Below are 15,436 nucleotides of genomic sequence, written 5' to 3' on the forward strand. Positions count from 1 at the left end.
ACTCAATCAACATGACTGAGCCAGTCAGTTCTATATTTTGTGCTCATTCCTTGGAGCTATCGGCCTGTGCAATGCAATGCTGAGTATTCTTGCTTAAATTTCAAACGATACAAAGCCTAGTTAAAATTATGCTAAGATAGCGCCCAATTTTGAAACCTTGTTTCAACTGCACATAGCATAGCTAATTATTGCACTTTAACTTCTCTCCTACTTTCCATCTTTGTTTGCCAAGGCCTGATTTTTTCATGACAGCATTATTATCTATTGAAAATAAACTCAAACCTAGAATCAGCGTTGCCCCGATGATGGATTGGACCACCAAAGACTACCGATTCTTTGCGCGTTTGTTTAACCCGAACGTGATTTTATATACAGAGATGGTGACTACAGGTGCGATTTTATTTGGCGGTGCAAATCGTCATTTAGACTTTAACCAAGAAGAACATCCGATTGTGCTTCAGCTTGGTGGCTCAAATCCCAAAGATTTGGCGATCTGTACTAAAATGGCTCAAGACTGGGGATATAACGAAGTTAATCTGAATGTGGGTTGCCCAAGTGACCGCGTACAAAACAATAAAATTGGTGCATGCCTGATGGCGGAGCCTGATTTAGTGGCTGAGTGTATTGCCGAAATGCAAAATGCTGTAGATATTCCAGTTACAGTCAAACACCGTATTGGTATAGACGACATGCAGTCTTATGAAGAAATGCTTCACTTTGTCGATACCGTAGCAAAAACGGGATGTAATAACTTTATTGTGCATGCGCGTATTGCCTTGTTGAAGGGTTTATCTCCTAAAGAAAACCGAGATGTGCCACCGTTACGTTATGAAGATGTCTACCGTTTAAAACAAGAACGTCCGAATCTATTGATTGAAATTAATGGCGGCGTCAAAACTTTTGCTGAAACCGAAGAACATTTGAAACATGTCGATGGTGTGATGATTGGACGTGAGGCCTATCATAATCCCTACCTTTTGGCAGAAATGGGCCAATTATGGAATCTTGACGCCCCAGATCGCTTTGAGATCATGCACAGTATGATGCCTTATATTTCACAGCGCATGGCTGAAGGTGCACCGCTCTCAATTATTACCCGTCATATTTTAGGCCTATTCCAAAATTTACCTGGCGCACGTAAATGGCGTCAGGCATTAAGTGGTGGTAATGCCAAAACACTGAAAGATGTTGAAACAGCCCTCTTTAATATTCAAGATGCCATGAAACGTACTGAAGAGTATGTCCGTGAGCATCAGGCTTAAATCGCCTTTAAAGTATGCTCTCAGCAGTATTAAAAAAGCCCTCATTGTTGAAGGCTTTTTTAATATGAAGACGGTCAAACAACCATCCTTAACTGAGCAATGTAGCTACACGTTAAAGCAAGTCTTCCTGCTCAGGTTCATGATGTAACGCATCATGAATCGCTTCCACCAACTGCTGCGCGATTTCTTGCTTAGACGCTTTTTCTAAATCACGTTTTTCCATCTGATATTGAGATGCAAAAAATACAATCATGGCATTTTCATCAGACGCAAAACCAATGTCTGGGCGTGACACATCGTTGCAGGCAATCATATCCAACTTCTTAGCAACCAATTTACCCGCAGCGTATTCTTCAACATTACGCGTTTCGGCAGCAAAGCCCACCATAAATGGACGCTTATCTTGCTGGGCAATAGTCGCCACAATATCTGGATTTTTCACCAAAGATACATTCAGCTCATCACCAGCTTTTTTAATTTTATGCTCAGCCACTTCTGCCACGCGATAATCAGCCACAGCCGCAGTGGCAATAAAGATGTCACAACCTTGATCCAGTTGTTGCATGCTGTGATCCAGCATTTGTCTTGCCGATTGAACATTAACACGGCGCACACCATTTGGTGTATCAAGGCTTACGGGGCCTGCTAACAAAGTGACTTGCGCGCCAGCAGCATAACATGCTGCAGCCAAAGCAAAGCCCATTTTTCCAGTGCTGTGGTTCGAAATATAACGTACAGGGTCTATCGCTTCACGGGTTGGCCCAGCTGTAATGGTAACGCGCTTGCCAGCCAATAAACCAAATTTTTCGGCAATCGCACGTTGTGCGCGGTGGAAATATTCTGTCACTTGAATTGCAATATCTTCAGGCTCAGGCATACGCCCTAAACCCACATCGCCACATGCTTGTGAACCCGCATCAGGCATAATTACATGTACGCCATCTTCAATGAGAGTATTTAAGTTACGCTGCGTTGCTTTGGCTGCCCACATTTGTTGATTCATTGCAGGTGCAACCCAAACAGGTGCTTTTGTTGCCAAATAGAGTGTCGACAGCAAGTCATCTGCCAACCCGCTCGCAAATTTTGCCAAGCTATCACAGCTTGCTGGAGCAACCAGTAATAAATCTGCCCAACGCGCTAGCTCAATATGTCCCATGCCTGCTTCCGCTTCTGGGTCAAGCAAAGTGGTATGAACTGGGTTGCCAGAAAGCGCTTGAAAAGTGAGTGGCGTAATAAACGCTTGTGCGCCAGCGGTCATCACCACACGTACATTAAATCCAGCATCTTTTAAACGACGTACTAAAATCGCACTTTTATAGGCAGCGATCCCACCCGTAACAGCCAAAACAATGTTTTTATTTGGAATTACACTCAAGTCGAAGCTCACAAACAGGCTTCCTATCTGTTGCAGTGGCGCTCACAATAGCATTAAATATGGACAGACCCAAGATTGCACTTGGAAAAACTACAACAACTGATAATAAAAAAGTATAACAACAATGAATTTCTCAATTAAACATTGGCCGAGTCAAGAACGGCCTCGTGAACGCTTACTCCAACAAGGTGCTCAAAGCTTATCCGATGCTGAACTGCTGGCAATATTTTTACGCTCGGGTTCACAGCAACATTCAGCCGTAGAATTGGCGAGGCTGTTAATTCAACATTTTGATGGTCTAAGTCCTATTTTAAATGCATCTTTGAGTGATCTGAGCCAATTTCATGGCATTGGTGCCAGCAAATATGCACAGCTCATGGCAGTAAAAGAGCTAGGCAAACGCTATATTAGCCAGCAAATGAGTCAAAGCGCATTGGCTTTACAGCATTCCACCCAGCTGATCGATTTTTTGCGCTTTGAGTTTTTGTCCGAAACTCAGGAAGTATTTGCAGTGCTCTGTTTAGATGCGCATTTAAGAAAAATAAACTTTAAAAAATTATTTTTTGGCGCTATCAATTCCTGCGAAATTTCGATCAATCAACTACTACGCTATGCCATTTCAGAGCATGCAAGCGCAATCGTTATCGCACACAATCATCCCTTTGGCATGGCAATTCCCTCTGAAGCAGATCGAGCACTCACTACGCAGATTCATCAGGCTTGTCAGCTCCTTGAAATCCAGCTGATTGATCACTGCATCATCGCGCAGGAAGGAAATTATTCGTTTGCTGAACACGGGCTCATCAATCATTAAAAACGACCATTTTGATATATTGACAAAGCTGTGGGCAGAGATGAAGATCAGAGCAAATTTGTGAAGATTCTAATAATATGATTGTTCGTGATCAAACCAGCGTATTTAAGCTGTTGTTCTCATGGCGAGGAACCATTTTACCTAAGGTTTTACCGCCTTTAGGCGTGGTTATGTTGCTCTCAACCGTGATTGGTGGACTGTCATATTTTAATATTTTTCACTTTCCAGCATTACCCTTGGTGGGCTTTACCTTAATTGGTGTCGTCCTATCGATTTTTCTGGGCTTTAAAAACTCTGCCTGCTATGACCGCTGGTGGGAAGCACGGCGTTTATGGGGCATTTTGATTGCCAATGCACGGCATTTTGATCGCGACTGTCGTATGTTAAGCCAAGGTCGCCGTGAGCGTATCATTCAGCATGTGATTGTATTTGCCAATGTGCTCAGAGATCGTCTGCGTCACGACACGGCAAATCCTACAGAGCTTATTGAGACCAGTGGTATGAGTGCCCAAGCTCTCAAGCAACTGTATCAACAAGTCAATGCGCCTCAATACACCTTAAGCCTCATGCAATGGGAACTCATGCAAGCCTTAAAAGAAGGCGAAATTTCCGACATTATTTATGCACAAATGAACGCGCATGTGATGGAGCTAAGCACCGTACAAACCGGCTGTGATCGCATTGCAACTACCCCCTTGCCTTTTGCATATTCGGTATTGCTCAACCGCACAGTCTATTTCTTTTGCTTTATGTTGCCGTTTAGCTTGGGCTCAACCTTAGGACTGGTCACACCGTTATTGGTGGGTATTTTGGCTTATACGTTTTTAGGTTTAGATGCTCTTAGCTCTGAAATTGAAGAACCTTTTGGCACGCAAAGTAACGATTTACCGTTGGACTCAATGGTGCGTACCATTGAAATTGAACTACTTGGCACTTTGGGTAAACCAACGCCTCCACCTATTCAAGCACAAGATAATAATTTGCTTTGATTGACTCCATTCTTCCCTGATCATCTCCTACAAGACGAGGAAACCCCTTTTCCCTCGTGGATGAGGAATATATTCCGCATGGAGATGAGGGAAACAATTAAACAAAACTTTCCCACACACCTATTTGCCCTTCATTGACCCGTGGAATATTGCCCAATTTAATCCACGGCATATTGGCCCCATGATAGTCACTGCCGACTGAAACCTTTAAACCAAATTCAGCAATCATACGATCGACCATTTGCCTTGTGCCTAATGGTTCTATAGACGGTGGAAGCTCTACAGCATCACCACCAAATTTGGCAAAGATTTCGATTAAGTAGCGGATATTGGTTGCAGATAAATCATAACGGGTTGGATGCGCCAGCACAGCAAAACCGCCGCTGGCATGTATCACTTGAATGGTTTCTTCCAAGCCTAAACCATCAAATTTAACGTAGGCTTTTTTGCCTTCTTTAATATATTTATCAAATGCCTGTTGCGCACGGCTGACATAAGCTTTTTCTACTAAGGTTTTGGCAATGTGAGTTCGTGTAACGCGGTCAGCGACATTGTCTACTTTAGCAATGACATCTGCATAAATGTCTTCACCAATTAAAGGAATGAGTAAATCGCAAATTTGCTTTGCCCTTACCGCACGTATTTGCTTTTGTTGTTCGAGTAGTTCAAGTAAAGGCGCAGGATTTTGCATATTTAATGCAACCACATGTACACCATAGCTTTTTTTAGTTGCTGGCCGTGACCATTGACTTGAAATTTCCACCCCAGAAATGAGGCGCATGCCAAATGAATGCGCGGCTTTTTCAGCTACATTTAAGCCATCCATGGTATCGTGATCTGTCAGCGCTAGGGTATGAATGCCAATTTCGTGCGCTGCTTGCACCAGTTGCTCTGGAGACAAAGTTCCATCAGAAATATTACTGTGTGTATGTAAATCTACGCCTAGCATCACTTATACTATGTCATTTATTTGATCAGATACCAGATACTCTAACATGAAAGCACTTTTAGACTTTGTGCCACTCATTATTTTCTTTTATTTATATAAAACTGTAGATCCAAAAGATACTCAGCATCCATTATTACAACTCTTCGGCTCAGCTGGAGGCATTGATAATAATAATATTTTAGTTGCAACTACAGGTTTAATGCTTTCGATGCTTGTGGTTTACGGCGCATTATTTTTTATTCAAAAATTCCGCTTAGACAAACAACAATGGATTGTTTTGTTTATGACCGTTATTTTTGGTGGAATTACCTTGGTATTGAGTGACGATTTTTATATCCGTCTCAAAGCTGTGTTGTTGAATTTAGTCTTCGCAGGTGCGTTCTTGCTTTCGCCTTGGTTTAGTAAAGATCGTAAACCACTCATCGAACGTTTGTTTGGGCCTGTACTCGAACTGAGCGCATCAGGATGGAAAAAACTGAACTTTGCATGGGCTTGTATGTTTGTGGTGATGTCTTGCTTACATATTTTCTTTGCTTATTTATTTATGGGCGGAAAATATTGGGGCGAATTCACTGCATTTGGCGACATGATCGTGATGTTTTCCTTTATCATTATTCAGTTTATTGTATTGCGTAAATACTTTAAGACTTCTGAATAATACTTCTAGTTTAAAAATCGAGAAATCACATGCCATTATTTGTCGTTAGCTGTACAGATCGTGAAGGTACAGTCGAAAAACGCCTAGCGGTTCGCCCACAACATCTTGCGCGTTTAGAACAGTTAGATGCTGAAGGCCGTTTAATTGTTGCAGGTGCAATGCCGAAAGATCCAAGCAATCCGCAAGTGGGCTTTTATGGTAGTACGATTATTGTCGATTTTGAAACACGTGAAGCTCTCGATGCATGGCTCCAAGATGAACCATTCCTAAAGGAAGGCGTATATAGTCATATTGACGTTAAACCGTTCAATAAAGCCTTCCCTAAAGGATAAGTTCATGCGTGCCGTTTTTACCTGCATATTAGGTTACTGTCTTTTGAGTTCTGTCACTTGGGCAGTAGAGCCTGTCTCTGCGCCCACTGAGCCAGTTACAACGGCAGTAGCGGTAACTCCCGCTGCTGTTCCTCAAACATTGCCTGCCAATAAACCTGCAACCATGCGTGTGGCTTCACAGCCCAATGCCATGACAAGCGCAGAAAATACCCCGCTCACCGCTGAGCAACAGATTAAAAATAAAGTTTTGCAAGACGCGAAAATTAAAGCACTGGTGAAAGATCAACACTCACGCTTACAGCAACTTGAAAAAGCCAATTTAGATGCGTTGGCACAAAACCAAGAGCTACAATTGAAAAATGATAGCTTGGGTGTGCAAGTGCAAGTTTTACAAAGTGAACGTAGTGCACAAATGTTTTTATACGGTGCTGTGACCATTGCAGTAGGCGTACTGCTTGGTTTCTTAATGGCGAGCTATATTCATACTAAACGTCGCCGTCAGTGGTAATTTAAGTTTTTATCTGTATCTGTAAAAGGCTCTTCTGCTTTGTCTCAAGCAATTCAAACGGCTGATCTTGATTGGCGTATGATCGATGGAATTGATGTTCCAATTTCTAAACAATTTGGCGATGCCTATTTCTCCCGAGATAATGGCCTGCTCGAAACACGGCATGTGTTTTTAAAGGGTAATGATCTCCCTGAGCGTTTGGCACAACTGCAAGACTTCGAGTCTTTTCATGTGGGTGAAACAGGTTTTGGTACGGGCTTAAACATTTTGGCCTTGTGGCAATTATGGCAACAAGTTCGCCCACAAAACCATAGTCGCTTACATGTAGTTTCTGTCGAAAAATTTCCATTGTCTAAGCCAGACTTAATTCGCGCTTTGAATGCTTGGCCAGAATTGCAACCCCTCTCCGAACAGTTGCTTGAGCAGTATCCTTTGCCCATCGCAGGCTGTCATCGACTGTCTTTTCCAGATGAACGCTTTACCCTAGATTTGTGGTTAGGCGATGCCCATGACGTTTTTCCTGTCATGGCAAAAACCAGTCAAATTCATGCGTGGTTTTTAGATGGCTTTGCTCCAGCCTGCAACCCAGATATGTGGGAAGAGCATGTTTTAAGCCATATTGTTCGACTTTCAGGCTATGGCACAAGCTTCTCGTCATTTAGTGTGGCAGGCATATTAAAGCGTGGCCTCAAACAACACGGTATTCGTATTAGTCGCCCACGCGGATTTCGCCATAAACGTGAAATGCTCAAAGCCATTTGGTTAGAGGAAGATAAAGACCTTGCCTCTACAGATGACCTACTTATTCGTGCTGAGCCACCAACACAACCGCTCACACAGTCACAGCATCATAAACAACGTCATATTGCGATTATAGGCGCTGGAATTGCAGGATTAAGCTGTGCTTGGGCACTCGCACAGCGTGGCCATATCGTTAAGCTCTTCGATCAAACTGAGCCCTTAGCAGGTGGTTCTGGTAATCCGCTGGCGCTTCTAAATCCTAAGCTTTGTCCAATTGAACAAAGTGCAGAACATTTAATGACGCTAACATGGCAACATGCCATGCGACATTATCCAAAATTTAAGGCTTTTCGAGCGTTACAGATCCATCAAATCGCGCTCAAAAAGCCCGAAGAATTATTAGGATTAATTCCGCAATATCCCAATGGGGTTATCACTGCAGATCAACAGGCTCAAGATCTTCCACAAGATCAACAGTTGCACAGTGAGTTTGCCAGTCTGTGCTTAAATGAAGCAGGTGCTGTTTCACCGCATCAACTTCGTGATCAAATCCTAGCATCGCCTCTGATTCAATTTCAGCAAGCACAGATTACGCAAATTCAAAACCTGAATTCAGCTGTTGAATTATTTAGTGATACACAGTCTGTAGGACAGTTTGATCATGTGGTGGTCTGTGCCGCTCGTCAAAGCATGCAACTGATTGACAACTATCCGCAGCTTAAGCCAATACGAGGTCAAGTCAGCTGGCTCACTCAACCAAAATCTGCGTTGAGTACACAGCATGCGTACAGCTACGGCGGTTATTGTATGCAACTCGATGCCACACAATTTATTCTGGGTGCATCGTTTTATCCAAATCGTGAAGATTGTGAAGTCCTGTTAGAAGATCATGTGCATAACTATGAGCTTATCCACAGCGTATTTCCAGACTATGCCAAACAGCTTCCTGCTGTAGAAACTTGGCAAGGACGCGCCTCTGTTCGTGCTCAAAGTTTGGATTATTTCCCTGTACTTGGGCAAGTCAAAGCTGAATCAGAAGTTTATACATTTGCTGGACTGGGCTCTAAAGGTTTCTTATATGCCCCACTATGTAGTGAAGTTCTGGTAGCACAGTTATTGTCTGAACCTTGCCCTATTCCAACAGCGTTATTACAAAAGCTGAATGTACAACGTTTTAAAAAGAAAGTTAAAGCCAAGAAAGCGTATTTTAAGCCAGATCTCTCAAATAAGCCTGTTTAGGCTGGATGAATAGCTCCAATACCGAGATATAAAAAAAGCGCCCTTCGGCGCTTTTTTCTAAGGCGAATTTAAGCGCCTTCAATCAATGGTAAACCTGCTGCTCGAGCGGCACGTGTGCCTCCCATTAACACAACATATTCACGGTCACTGTCTAAACCCTCTAAGAGTTCAGCTGCACGAGGTGCTTTACTACCACCACCACATAAAATGTAGATGGGCTGATCCGTTGACACCTGAGTCAAACTATCTGCAGACAAATCAGTGATTGGCTGATTCACAGCACCTTTTAGGTGTGCTTCAGTAAATGCACTAGCGTCACGGACATCCCAGATAATCGCATTTTCTGGGAACTCAAATGTTGTAATTTCTTGTTTACGGATCATTGCGCACTCCTTTGATGTAAACAACACTTGGCAAATGAAGAAAACATCCCTAGCATCTCAGATATTCTTTCCCTTTGTAAAGGTCTAAACTATGCCTTCTTTCGATATTGTTTCAGAATTAGAAGTTTTTGAAGTAAATCATGCAGTTCAAAACACGCAAAAAGAAATTGCGACCCGTTTTGATTTCCGTGGACAAGATGTTTCTATCGAGCTAAACGAAAAAAACAAAGAAATCAAAATCAGTACTGAAAGTGATTTCCAATGTGAACAAGTCTATACGATGCTAGAAAATCATTTCTTTAAACGTAAAGTCGACATTCAAGCACTTGATCCACAAAAAATGACCGCTTCTGGCAAAAATGTGATTCAAGTGATCAAACTCAAAGATGGCCTTGACTCTGATACTGCAAAAAAAATTAATAAAGCCATTAAAGAAAGTGGCGTGAAAGTGCAATCTTCTATTCAAGGCGACAAAATCCGTGTGACTGATAAAAAACGCGATACTTTGCAACAAGTGATGGCATTTTTAAAAGAACAGCAATTCGGTGTGCCTTTACAGTTCAACAACTTTAAAGATTAAGGCAGGCTCACCTGCCAAGCAGAGGCATCATGGCGCAAGGCAATCGTTTATCCAAGCTGGTCAGTTCAACATCGAAATTTCCGCAAAGCATTCGCACTGCGCTATGGTCCAAAGCGTTTGGCAAAATCGTCCCAATGGTCGGTTCTGCCAAAATTCGCTATCTTGAAGTGACTCCTTCCCGTGTCACTGTCAGCATTGCCAATCACAAGGCTATGCAAAACCATATTGGGCAATTACATGCCTGTGCTATGGCATTAATTGCAGAGACCGCCACTGGTTTTGTCACCGCAATGAATGTGCCAGACAGTGCCATTGTGCTCATCAAATCCTTTAAAGTGGACTTCCAACGTCCAAGTAAAGGCGCAATGCAAGCAACTGCCATTTTGACCACAGAACAGCAACAACTCATGCGCACCACAGACCGTGGCGAAACCCTAGTTCAAGTGACCGTAACCGACGAATCTGGCGAGGCGCCCATTCAATGTGAAATGCTATGGGCTTGGGTAGAAAAGTCCTACCTGAAAAAGAAATAATTGTAAATAAAACTTACTCTTAGGTAAGTCTATTACTTACTTAATCTAGACCAAATCTTTACCAAAGAGCGCTATTTCTATAGCGCATACTTGCTCATCATGGTGATATATTCATCACAAGAGTAAAACTAAATGAAACGCTTATTGATCACGAGTGCCATAGTGTGTGCCTTTATTTCTATCACCGCACAAGCAAACTCACCTGTACAAAAAGCACCTCAAAATGTGCAAAATAAAGTGCTAACAGCGCAAGCTCAACAAGCCGAATACAACAAAAAATTGGTGACCGATTTTTATAATGGTGTGTTCCAAAAGCATCAAGTCAAAGCGTATGCAGATCAATATATTGGTGCAGAATATATTCAACATAATCCACATGTACCTAATGGCAAAGCACCTTTTGTGAATTATTTTAGCCAATATTTTAAAGATCATCCGCAGGCAAAAAGTGTAATTAAACGCTCAGCAGCAGAGGGTGATTTGGTGTATTTACATGTACATTCTCAAGAAAACCCACAAGATAGAGGCGTTGCGATTGTGGATATTTTCAGAGTAAAAGAAGGAAAAATTGTTGAGCATTGGGATGTGCAGCAAGCGATTCCAGCTGAAAGTGCAAATCAAAACAGCATGTTTTAAGACCTCTTTGAAACAAAAAAACCAGCGCTCAGGCTGGTTTTTTTGTTTCAAACTGCTTATCAGAAGCTTATTCTGCTTTAGTTTGAGATGCTTCAAATAACTGTTTTGCTTCCGCAGGAATTTGGCGTTTTGAACCTTTGACATCGACAGCAACAAAGGTATATACCCCTTCCGTCACACGAATTGGATCACGTGAGCTGTCATGGCTATCCCAGACTTCAATTTGCATTTGAATTGAGGTATTACCCACTTTTAAAATTTTGGTATAGCAACTAATGACATCACCCACTTTTACCGGCACTAAAAATGTCATTTGGTTAATGGAAATCGTCGCACAGCGGCCTTTACTAAAGCGCTCTGCATGAATCGCACCTGCCAAGTCCATTTGTGACACGATCCAACCACCAAACACATCACCGCTCCAGTTGGTATCTGCTGGCATTGCAATTGTTTGTAGTGATAGCGTACCTTCCGGTTTTACATGAGTTTCTGACACTTTAACTCCAAGCCCCATTATGAATGGGCAGTCAATTGTTGATCGAGCCACTGCTGCAATTCACTTGAGCGTAGCGCACCACTTATTCTAGCAAGTTCGTTAGTTTTATTCATCAAAACTAAGGTTGGAATGCTTCGTACATTAAAAGCACTGCTTAAACGTGGATTTTCTTCAGTATTAATTTTGGCAAAAATCACATTTGGATATTGCTTAGCAACATTCGCAAAATGTGGTGCCATCATCTTACATGGCCCACACCACTCAGCCCATAGATCAATTAAAATAGGCAAATCGCTATGACTAATAAACTGACTAAAATTTTGTTCATTCAGTTCAATTGGCGCCAGTGGAATTAGCCCAGCATGACATTGACCACATGCAGGTTGCTCTGCCAACTTTTCTTCTGGCACACGATTTTTTGCCAAACACTGAGGGCACACAATAATCATTAACTCACACTCCTACATGCTGATTTAAAAAATCTAGCTGTTTTGCCACTGCTTTTTCAAACCATGTACCATGATAAATATCAAAATGAGCCATATCCCATTCATAATACTCAACATAAGGCGCAATATTGGTGGCAGCTTCACGGCTAGATTCAATTGGAATGAGACTATCATTCTTCGACGCGATATACAGTACAGGAACCGCAATCTTACGTAAATTTTGAATAGGCCTATAACGTATCAGATTAAAAAACACCCGAGCAGGCACTTGCCCACTCCAATAATAATCAGGATGTATAATCGATTGGTAGCCTGCATAAGCATCTGGAGTTTGTACAAAACACAATCCCGATGGGTCTGCTACTGCCAATGTCCGTGGCGACATGCCGACCTTAGCCCCCATATAGTCTTGACTGGAAATTTTGAGTGCTTTGGGCAATAAATTTAAAGGAAAATTTTTAGCAGTTTCAGCACCATCAATAAATGGATTTTGTGCAATCACCGCTTGAATATTTTTATTTTCCGAAGCCAATTCCAACACATAACCTGCACTTAAAGAAATTCCCCACAACACAATTTTACGTGAATTAATCGACTTACGTTGTGACACATGCATGAGCATCGTCCGCCAATCACTTAATTGTTCTTGAATACTCACCAACTCACGTGGTCGACCAGTACTGCCCCCCCAATAGCGGTAATCAAACAACACAACTGCATAACCCGCCTGTGCAAAGCGCTTCGCAAATTGCACCAATTTAAACTGTCTTAAACATGCAAAACCATGTGCCATGATAATGACACCTGGTGGAAGCTCTGTTTTAGGCCGGTAAAAATCCGCCGCAATTACTTCCTGTCCGCTTTTGACATACAGCGGTTCAACGGTATAAGCGTGCATACGCACTCCATACAAAAATTGGACTGTTATTCTTTATAAAAATTTTAATACGCCACGCTCATATTCTCGCTTAATGCTATCATAAAGAATATGTGTATTTTTAAAATTTTGGAGTGACACCATGAGCGAAAATGTTGGTTTTGCAGGTCAAATTAGCCCTGAACACATAACTCAAATTGTTGAAAAAGGCTTTAAATCGATTATTAACAACCGTCCAGATATGGAAGGTGGTCCTGAGCAACCTACCAGTGCACAAATTGAAGAAGTTGCACGTGGCGCAGGTTTAGACTATGTGCATCAACCTGTAGTTGCAGGTCAAATCACTGAGCTTGATGTACGTGCATTTGCCAATCATTTTAATGAACTACCAAAACCAGTTTTAATGTTCTGCCGTACTGGCAACCGCTCAAACAACTTATTCCAATTAGCAAAACAAATGGATTTGCTTGATGATTAAGTCGATTTACGCAAGTGTACTTTGCTTATGTTTAGGCATGGTTAGCCCAGCATTTGCAGAGGCACCACAAAGTACAGCACTGACCAGTCAGGTCAGTGTTGCTGGTCAAATGAATTTAGATAAATTTTCCGCACTACTCAAACAAGGCTTTAAATCTGTAATTGTGAACCGCCCGGATCAAGAAAGCGGTAATGTCGTCAGTGTCAGCCAATTACGAGAAATGGCGGAAAAGTCACATGTGAGTGTGATTTACCAGCCTGTTGAAAGCGGTAAAATTTCTCAAACAGACATTCAAGAATTTGCTAAATATTATAATGAGCTTACTAAACCGATTTTATTGGTCTGTCGTAGCGGTTCACGCTCTGCATCCTTATTTAATCAAGCCAAAGCTCAAGGATTATTGAATGACTAAAATATGCATGTTGGCCTTTATTACATTACTCATGGTGACAGGTTGTAGTACTATGCAAATGAGACCAACAGTTGGCGTAAGTGTCGGAAGTTCTCTTTAAATTTCATAAAAAAACAGCGCCAAAGCGCTGTTTTTTTATGAATAATCAAAAAATTTAATTAAAATCAGAGTAAACACGCTCAACAAAAAACAGTTTAAATATAAAACTTAAAACTGTATCTATTTCATACTTTATCTAAAATAGAATGAGATATGAAATTTTTAAATATTCTTAAGCTCTCAAAATAAGGAACACTCTCCCATGTATGATGTCATCATTATTGGCGCAGGCACGGCAGGTATTGCTGCATATAAAGAAGCATTAAAGCATACTAATAACTTACTGATTATTAATGATGGTCCTTGGGACACAACCTGTGCACGTGTCGGTTGCATGCCAAGTAAAGTCCTGATTTCATCAGCAAATCGTGCACATGAAATGCAAAATCTAAATGGATTAGGCATCCGTGCTAAAGTAGAAATGGATACCTCTCAGGTGATGCAACACGTACAACAGCTTCGTGACCGTTTTACTCGGGCAACACTAAAAGATGTTGATTTGTGGCCATCAGAACATAAAATTTCAGGTCGCGCCGAATTTATTAACCACAATACAATTCAGGTTAATGGAACGCACTATCAAGCTAAATATTTTATTTTAGCTGTCGGTTCAACACCCGTTATAGATGAAACACTCAAAGATAAACTTGGTGAAAATCTCATTAGTTCAGACGACATTTTTGAGTTAAAACAACTTCCTCAATCTCTTGCTGTCATTGGTAGTGGCGTTATTGCCATTGAACTTGCACAAGCGATGCATCGACTAGGCGTACAAACTGATATTTTTGCACGTAGCCGAAAAGTGGGAACTTTAACCAGCTCTCATTTACAAACACAAGCTCAAGAAATTTTAAGCCAAGAATTGAATTTTCATTTTGAAACACTTCCACAGAGCTATAAAAAGACAGCAAAAGGAGTTGAAATCACTTTTGTAGAAAATAGTCAAAATCATACATTAACTGTAGATTATGTACTTTTCGCCACAGGCCGAAAATCTTTACTCACTACATTAAAACTTGAAAATATAGATCCACAATATTCTGATCTAAAAAACATCAAAATTGATCCACTAACAAAACAAATGAAGGACTTGGCGATCTATATTGTGGGAGATGCACATACAACTACTCCAATTCAACATGAAGCAGCGCATGCAGGTCGCAGCGCGATTCAACATTGCTTTGAGCAAAGTTCTGCAGATGTACTGTCCCCGCTTACGCCCATTGGTATTGTATTTAGCTCGCCTCAAATGGCTTCCGTTGGTCAAAATACCAAGCAGTTAGAGGTATCTGACATAGCGTTTGTAACAGGTTTTGCAGATTACACAAAACAAGGACGTACCATTGTAAATGCACAAAATCAGGGTGCCATTGAAATATATATTGATATCAAGACGCGAAAAATATTAGGTGCTGAGTTTTTTACTTATGCTGCAGAGCATCTTGCTCACTTGCTTGCTTGGTTAATTGATGAAGGTGCTTCCGTCGATGATGCCTTAGAAAAACCTTTTTACCATCCGACCATTGAAGAAGGGCTAAGAACGGCACTCAAACATGCTAGAAGACAACTCTCTCTAAGCTAATCAACTATTTTTAGGGAATATTGCTACTTTAATTATATAACGCA

Annotated in this window: 19 protein-coding genes; 13 read left to right on the forward strand and 6 right to left on the reverse strand. The window is 41.5% G+C overall.

Translation table 11 applies throughout. From position 1 onward, the window contains the following. The first annotated feature begins 245 nt into the window (after window positions 1-245). Window positions 246-1,262 (forward strand): tRNA dihydrouridine(20/20a) synthase DusA, encoded by a 1,017-nt coding sequence (gene dusA, locus D9K81_RS11230; RefSeq protein ID WP_121523285.1) that lies wholly within the window; start codon window positions 246-248, stop codon window positions 1,260-1,262. Between the two features lie 112 nt (window positions 1,263-1,374). Here dusA and coaBC read toward each other — a convergent pair whose 3' ends face one another. Continuing rightward, window positions 1,375-2,649, reverse strand: a complete 1,275-nt coding sequence (coaBC, locus tag D9K81_RS11235; RefSeq protein WP_120375859.1) for a bifunctional phosphopantothenoylcysteine decarboxylase/phosphopantothenate--cysteine ligase CoaBC — start codon at window positions 2,647-2,649, stop codon at window positions 1,375-1,377. 112 nt (window positions 2,650-2,761) lie between these two features. Between coaBC and radC the strand changes: the two genes are divergently transcribed. After that, a complete protein-coding gene (gene radC, locus D9K81_RS11240) occupies window positions 2,762-3,451 on the forward strand; it encodes a RadC family protein (RefSeq protein ID WP_120375858.1) in 690 nt (229 codons plus the stop codon). Window positions 3,452-3,528: 77 nt separating this feature from the next. Beyond that, entirely contained in the window at window positions 3,529-4,440 is a 912-nt protein-coding gene (locus D9K81_RS11245) for a bestrophin family protein (RefSeq protein ID WP_120375857.1), read from the forward strand. 97 nt (window positions 4,441-4,537) lie between these two features. On the opposite strand, the gene D9K81_RS11250 is transcribed toward D9K81_RS11245, so the two are convergent. Then, window positions 4,538-5,389 (reverse strand): PHP domain-containing protein, encoded by an 852-nt coding sequence (locus D9K81_RS11250; RefSeq protein WP_120375856.1) that lies wholly within the window; start codon window positions 5,387-5,389, stop codon window positions 4,538-4,540. Between the two features lie 46 nt (window positions 5,390-5,435). Here D9K81_RS11250 and D9K81_RS11255 point away from each other — a divergent pair, with 46 nt between their 5' ends. The 4 genes from D9K81_RS11255 (at window position 5,436) to mnmC (ending at window position 8,867) form a co-directional block, all read left to right on the forward strand. Next, window positions 5,436-6,047, forward strand: a complete 612-nt coding sequence (locus D9K81_RS11255) for a septation protein IspZ (protein ID WP_106984572.1) — start codon at window positions 5,436-5,438, stop codon at window positions 6,045-6,047. A 29-nt stretch (window positions 6,048-6,076) separates the two neighbouring features. After that, window positions 6,077-6,379 carry a YciI family protein gene (locus D9K81_RS11260; protein WP_120375855.1) on the forward strand — a complete coding sequence of 101 codons (303 nt, stop codon included), beginning with the start codon at window positions 6,077-6,079 and terminating at the stop codon, window positions 6,377-6,379. A gap of 4 nt (window positions 6,380-6,383) precedes the next feature. Next, window positions 6,384-6,887: a hypothetical protein gene (locus D9K81_RS11265; RefSeq protein ID WP_120375854.1), complete on the forward strand. Its 504-nt coding sequence runs from the start codon at window positions 6,384-6,386 to the stop codon at window positions 6,885-6,887. A 78-nt stretch (window positions 6,888-6,965) separates the two neighbouring features. After that, a complete protein-coding gene (gene mnmC / locus D9K81_RS11270; protein WP_407923635.1) occupies window positions 6,966-8,867 on the forward strand; it encodes an FAD-dependent 5-carboxymethylaminomethyl-2-thiouridine(34) oxidoreductase MnmC in 1,902 nt (633 codons plus the stop codon). Window positions 8,868-8,935: 68 nt separating this feature from the next. On the opposite strand, the gene D9K81_RS11275 is transcribed toward mnmC, so the two are convergent. Continuing rightward, on the reverse strand, window positions 8,936-9,250 hold the full coding sequence (locus D9K81_RS11275; RefSeq protein WP_120375852.1) for a rhodanese-like domain-containing protein: 315 nt from the start codon (window positions 9,248-9,250) through the stop codon (window positions 8,936-8,938). 91 nt (window positions 9,251-9,341) lie between these two features. Here D9K81_RS11275 and D9K81_RS11280 point away from each other — a divergent pair, with 91 nt between their 5' ends. The 3 genes from D9K81_RS11280 (at window position 9,342) to D9K81_RS11290 (ending at window position 10,999) form a co-directional block, all read left to right on the forward strand. After that, complete coding sequence (locus tag D9K81_RS11280) at window positions 9,342-9,830, forward strand: YajQ family cyclic di-GMP-binding protein (protein ID WP_106984567.1); 489 nt, start codon at window positions 9,342-9,344, stop codon at window positions 9,828-9,830. A 29-nt stretch (window positions 9,831-9,859) separates the two neighbouring features. Beyond that, the gene (locus D9K81_RS11285; RefSeq protein ID WP_120375851.1) at window positions 9,860-10,363 is read left to right on the forward strand and encodes a DUF4442 domain-containing protein; all 504 of its coding nucleotides are present in this window, start codon (window positions 9,860-9,862) and stop codon (window positions 10,361-10,363) included. Between the two features lie 132 nt (window positions 10,364-10,495). Beyond that, window positions 10,496-10,999: a nuclear transport factor 2 family protein gene (locus D9K81_RS11290; protein WP_120375850.1), complete on the forward strand. Its 504-nt coding sequence runs from the start codon at window positions 10,496-10,498 to the stop codon at window positions 10,997-10,999. A gap of 67 nt (window positions 11,000-11,066) precedes the next feature. Here D9K81_RS11290 and D9K81_RS11295 read toward each other — a convergent pair whose 3' ends face one another. From D9K81_RS11295 to D9K81_RS11305, 3 genes are read right to left on the reverse strand one after another with little or no spacing between them, the layout of a single operon-like run. Continuing rightward, window positions 11,067-11,495, reverse strand: a complete 429-nt coding sequence (locus D9K81_RS11295) for an acyl-CoA thioesterase (protein ID WP_120375891.1) — start codon at window positions 11,493-11,495, stop codon at window positions 11,067-11,069. Between the two features lie 17 nt (window positions 11,496-11,512). Beyond that, window positions 11,513-11,944: a thioredoxin TrxC gene (gene trxC, locus D9K81_RS11300; RefSeq protein WP_120375849.1), complete on the reverse strand. Its 432-nt coding sequence runs from the start codon at window positions 11,942-11,944 to the stop codon at window positions 11,513-11,515. A gap of 4 nt (window positions 11,945-11,948) precedes the next feature. After that, window positions 11,949-12,842, reverse strand: a complete 894-nt coding sequence (locus D9K81_RS11305) for an alpha/beta hydrolase (protein ID WP_120375848.1) — start codon at window positions 12,840-12,842, stop codon at window positions 11,949-11,951. A gap of 121 nt (window positions 12,843-12,963) precedes the next feature. Here D9K81_RS11305 and D9K81_RS11310 point away from each other — a divergent pair, with 121 nt between their 5' ends. The 3 genes from D9K81_RS11310 (at window position 12,964) to D9K81_RS11320 (ending at window position 15,392) form a co-directional block, all read left to right on the forward strand. Further along, complete coding sequence (locus tag D9K81_RS11310; protein ID WP_120375847.1) at window positions 12,964-13,299, forward strand: TIGR01244 family sulfur transferase; 336 nt, start codon at window positions 12,964-12,966, stop codon at window positions 13,297-13,299. Beyond that, window positions 13,292-13,711 carry a beta-lactamase hydrolase domain-containing protein gene (locus tag D9K81_RS11315; protein ID WP_120375846.1) on the forward strand — a complete coding sequence of 140 codons (420 nt, stop codon included), beginning with the start codon at window positions 13,292-13,294 and terminating at the stop codon, window positions 13,709-13,711. Before D9K81_RS11310 ends, D9K81_RS11315 begins: the two co-directional genes overlap by 8 nt. A 301-nt stretch (window positions 13,712-14,012) precedes the next feature. Continuing rightward, on the forward strand, window positions 14,013-15,392 hold the full coding sequence (locus D9K81_RS11320) for a dihydrolipoyl dehydrogenase (RefSeq protein WP_120375845.1): 1,380 nt from the start codon (window positions 14,013-14,015) through the stop codon (window positions 15,390-15,392). Window positions 15,393-15,436: the final 44 nt, after the last annotated feature.

Source organism: Acinetobacter chengduensis (assembly GCF_003664645.1).
Lineage (GTDB): Bacteria > Pseudomonadota > Gammaproteobacteria > Pseudomonadales > Moraxellaceae > Acinetobacter > Acinetobacter chengduensis.

Bases quoted from the DNA above. Each gene is read 5' to 3' on its own strand.
- dusA (WP_121523285.1), top strand. From the start codon at position 246: ATGACAGCATTATTATCTATTGAAAATAAACTCAAACCTAGAATCAGC.
- radC (WP_120375858.1), top strand. From the start codon at position 2,762: ATGAATTTCTCAATTAAACATTGGCCGAGTCAAGAACGGCCTCGTGAA.
- D9K81_RS11245 (WP_120375857.1), top strand. From the start codon at position 3,529: ATGATTGTTCGTGATCAAACCAGCGTATTTAAGCTGTTGTTCTCATGG.
- D9K81_RS11250 (WP_120375856.1), bottom strand. From the start codon at position 5,389: ATGCTAGGCGTAGATTTACATACACACAGTAATATTTCTGATGGAACT.
- D9K81_RS11255 (WP_106984572.1), top strand. From the start codon at position 5,436: ATGAAAGCACTTTTAGACTTTGTGCCACTCATTATTTTCTTTTATTTA.
- D9K81_RS11260 (WP_120375855.1), top strand. From the start codon at position 6,077: ATGCCATTATTTGTCGTTAGCTGTACAGATCGTGAAGGTACAGTCGAA.
- D9K81_RS11265 (WP_120375854.1), top strand. From the start codon at position 6,384: ATGCGTGCCGTTTTTACCTGCATATTAGGTTACTGTCTTTTGAGTTCT.
- mnmC (WP_407923635.1), top strand. From the start codon at position 6,966: ATGATCGATGGAATTGATGTTCCAATTTCTAAACAATTTGGCGATGCC.
- D9K81_RS11275 (WP_120375852.1), bottom strand. From the start codon at position 9,250: ATGATCCGTAAACAAGAAATTACAACATTTGAGTTCCCAGAAAATGCG.
- D9K81_RS11280 (WP_106984567.1), top strand. From the start codon at position 9,342: ATGCCTTCTTTCGATATTGTTTCAGAATTAGAAGTTTTTGAAGTAAAT.
- D9K81_RS11285 (WP_120375851.1), top strand. From the start codon at position 9,860: ATGGCGCAAGGCAATCGTTTATCCAAGCTGGTCAGTTCAACATCGAAA.
- D9K81_RS11290 (WP_120375850.1), top strand. From the start codon at position 10,496: ATGAAACGCTTATTGATCACGAGTGCCATAGTGTGTGCCTTTATTTCT.
- trxC (WP_120375849.1), bottom strand. From the start codon at position 11,944: ATGATTATTGTGTGCCCTCAGTGTTTGGCAAAAAATCGTGTGCCAGAA.
- D9K81_RS11305 (WP_120375848.1), bottom strand. From the start codon at position 12,842: ATGCACGCTTATACCGTTGAACCGCTGTATGTCAAAAGCGGACAGGAA.
- D9K81_RS11310 (WP_120375847.1), top strand. From the start codon at position 12,964: ATGAGCGAAAATGTTGGTTTTGCAGGTCAAATTAGCCCTGAACACATA.
- D9K81_RS11315 (WP_120375846.1), top strand. From the start codon at position 13,292: ATGATTAAGTCGATTTACGCAAGTGTACTTTGCTTATGTTTAGGCATG.
- D9K81_RS11320 (WP_120375845.1), top strand. From the start codon at position 14,013: ATGTATGATGTCATCATTATTGGCGCAGGCACGGCAGGTATTGCTGCA.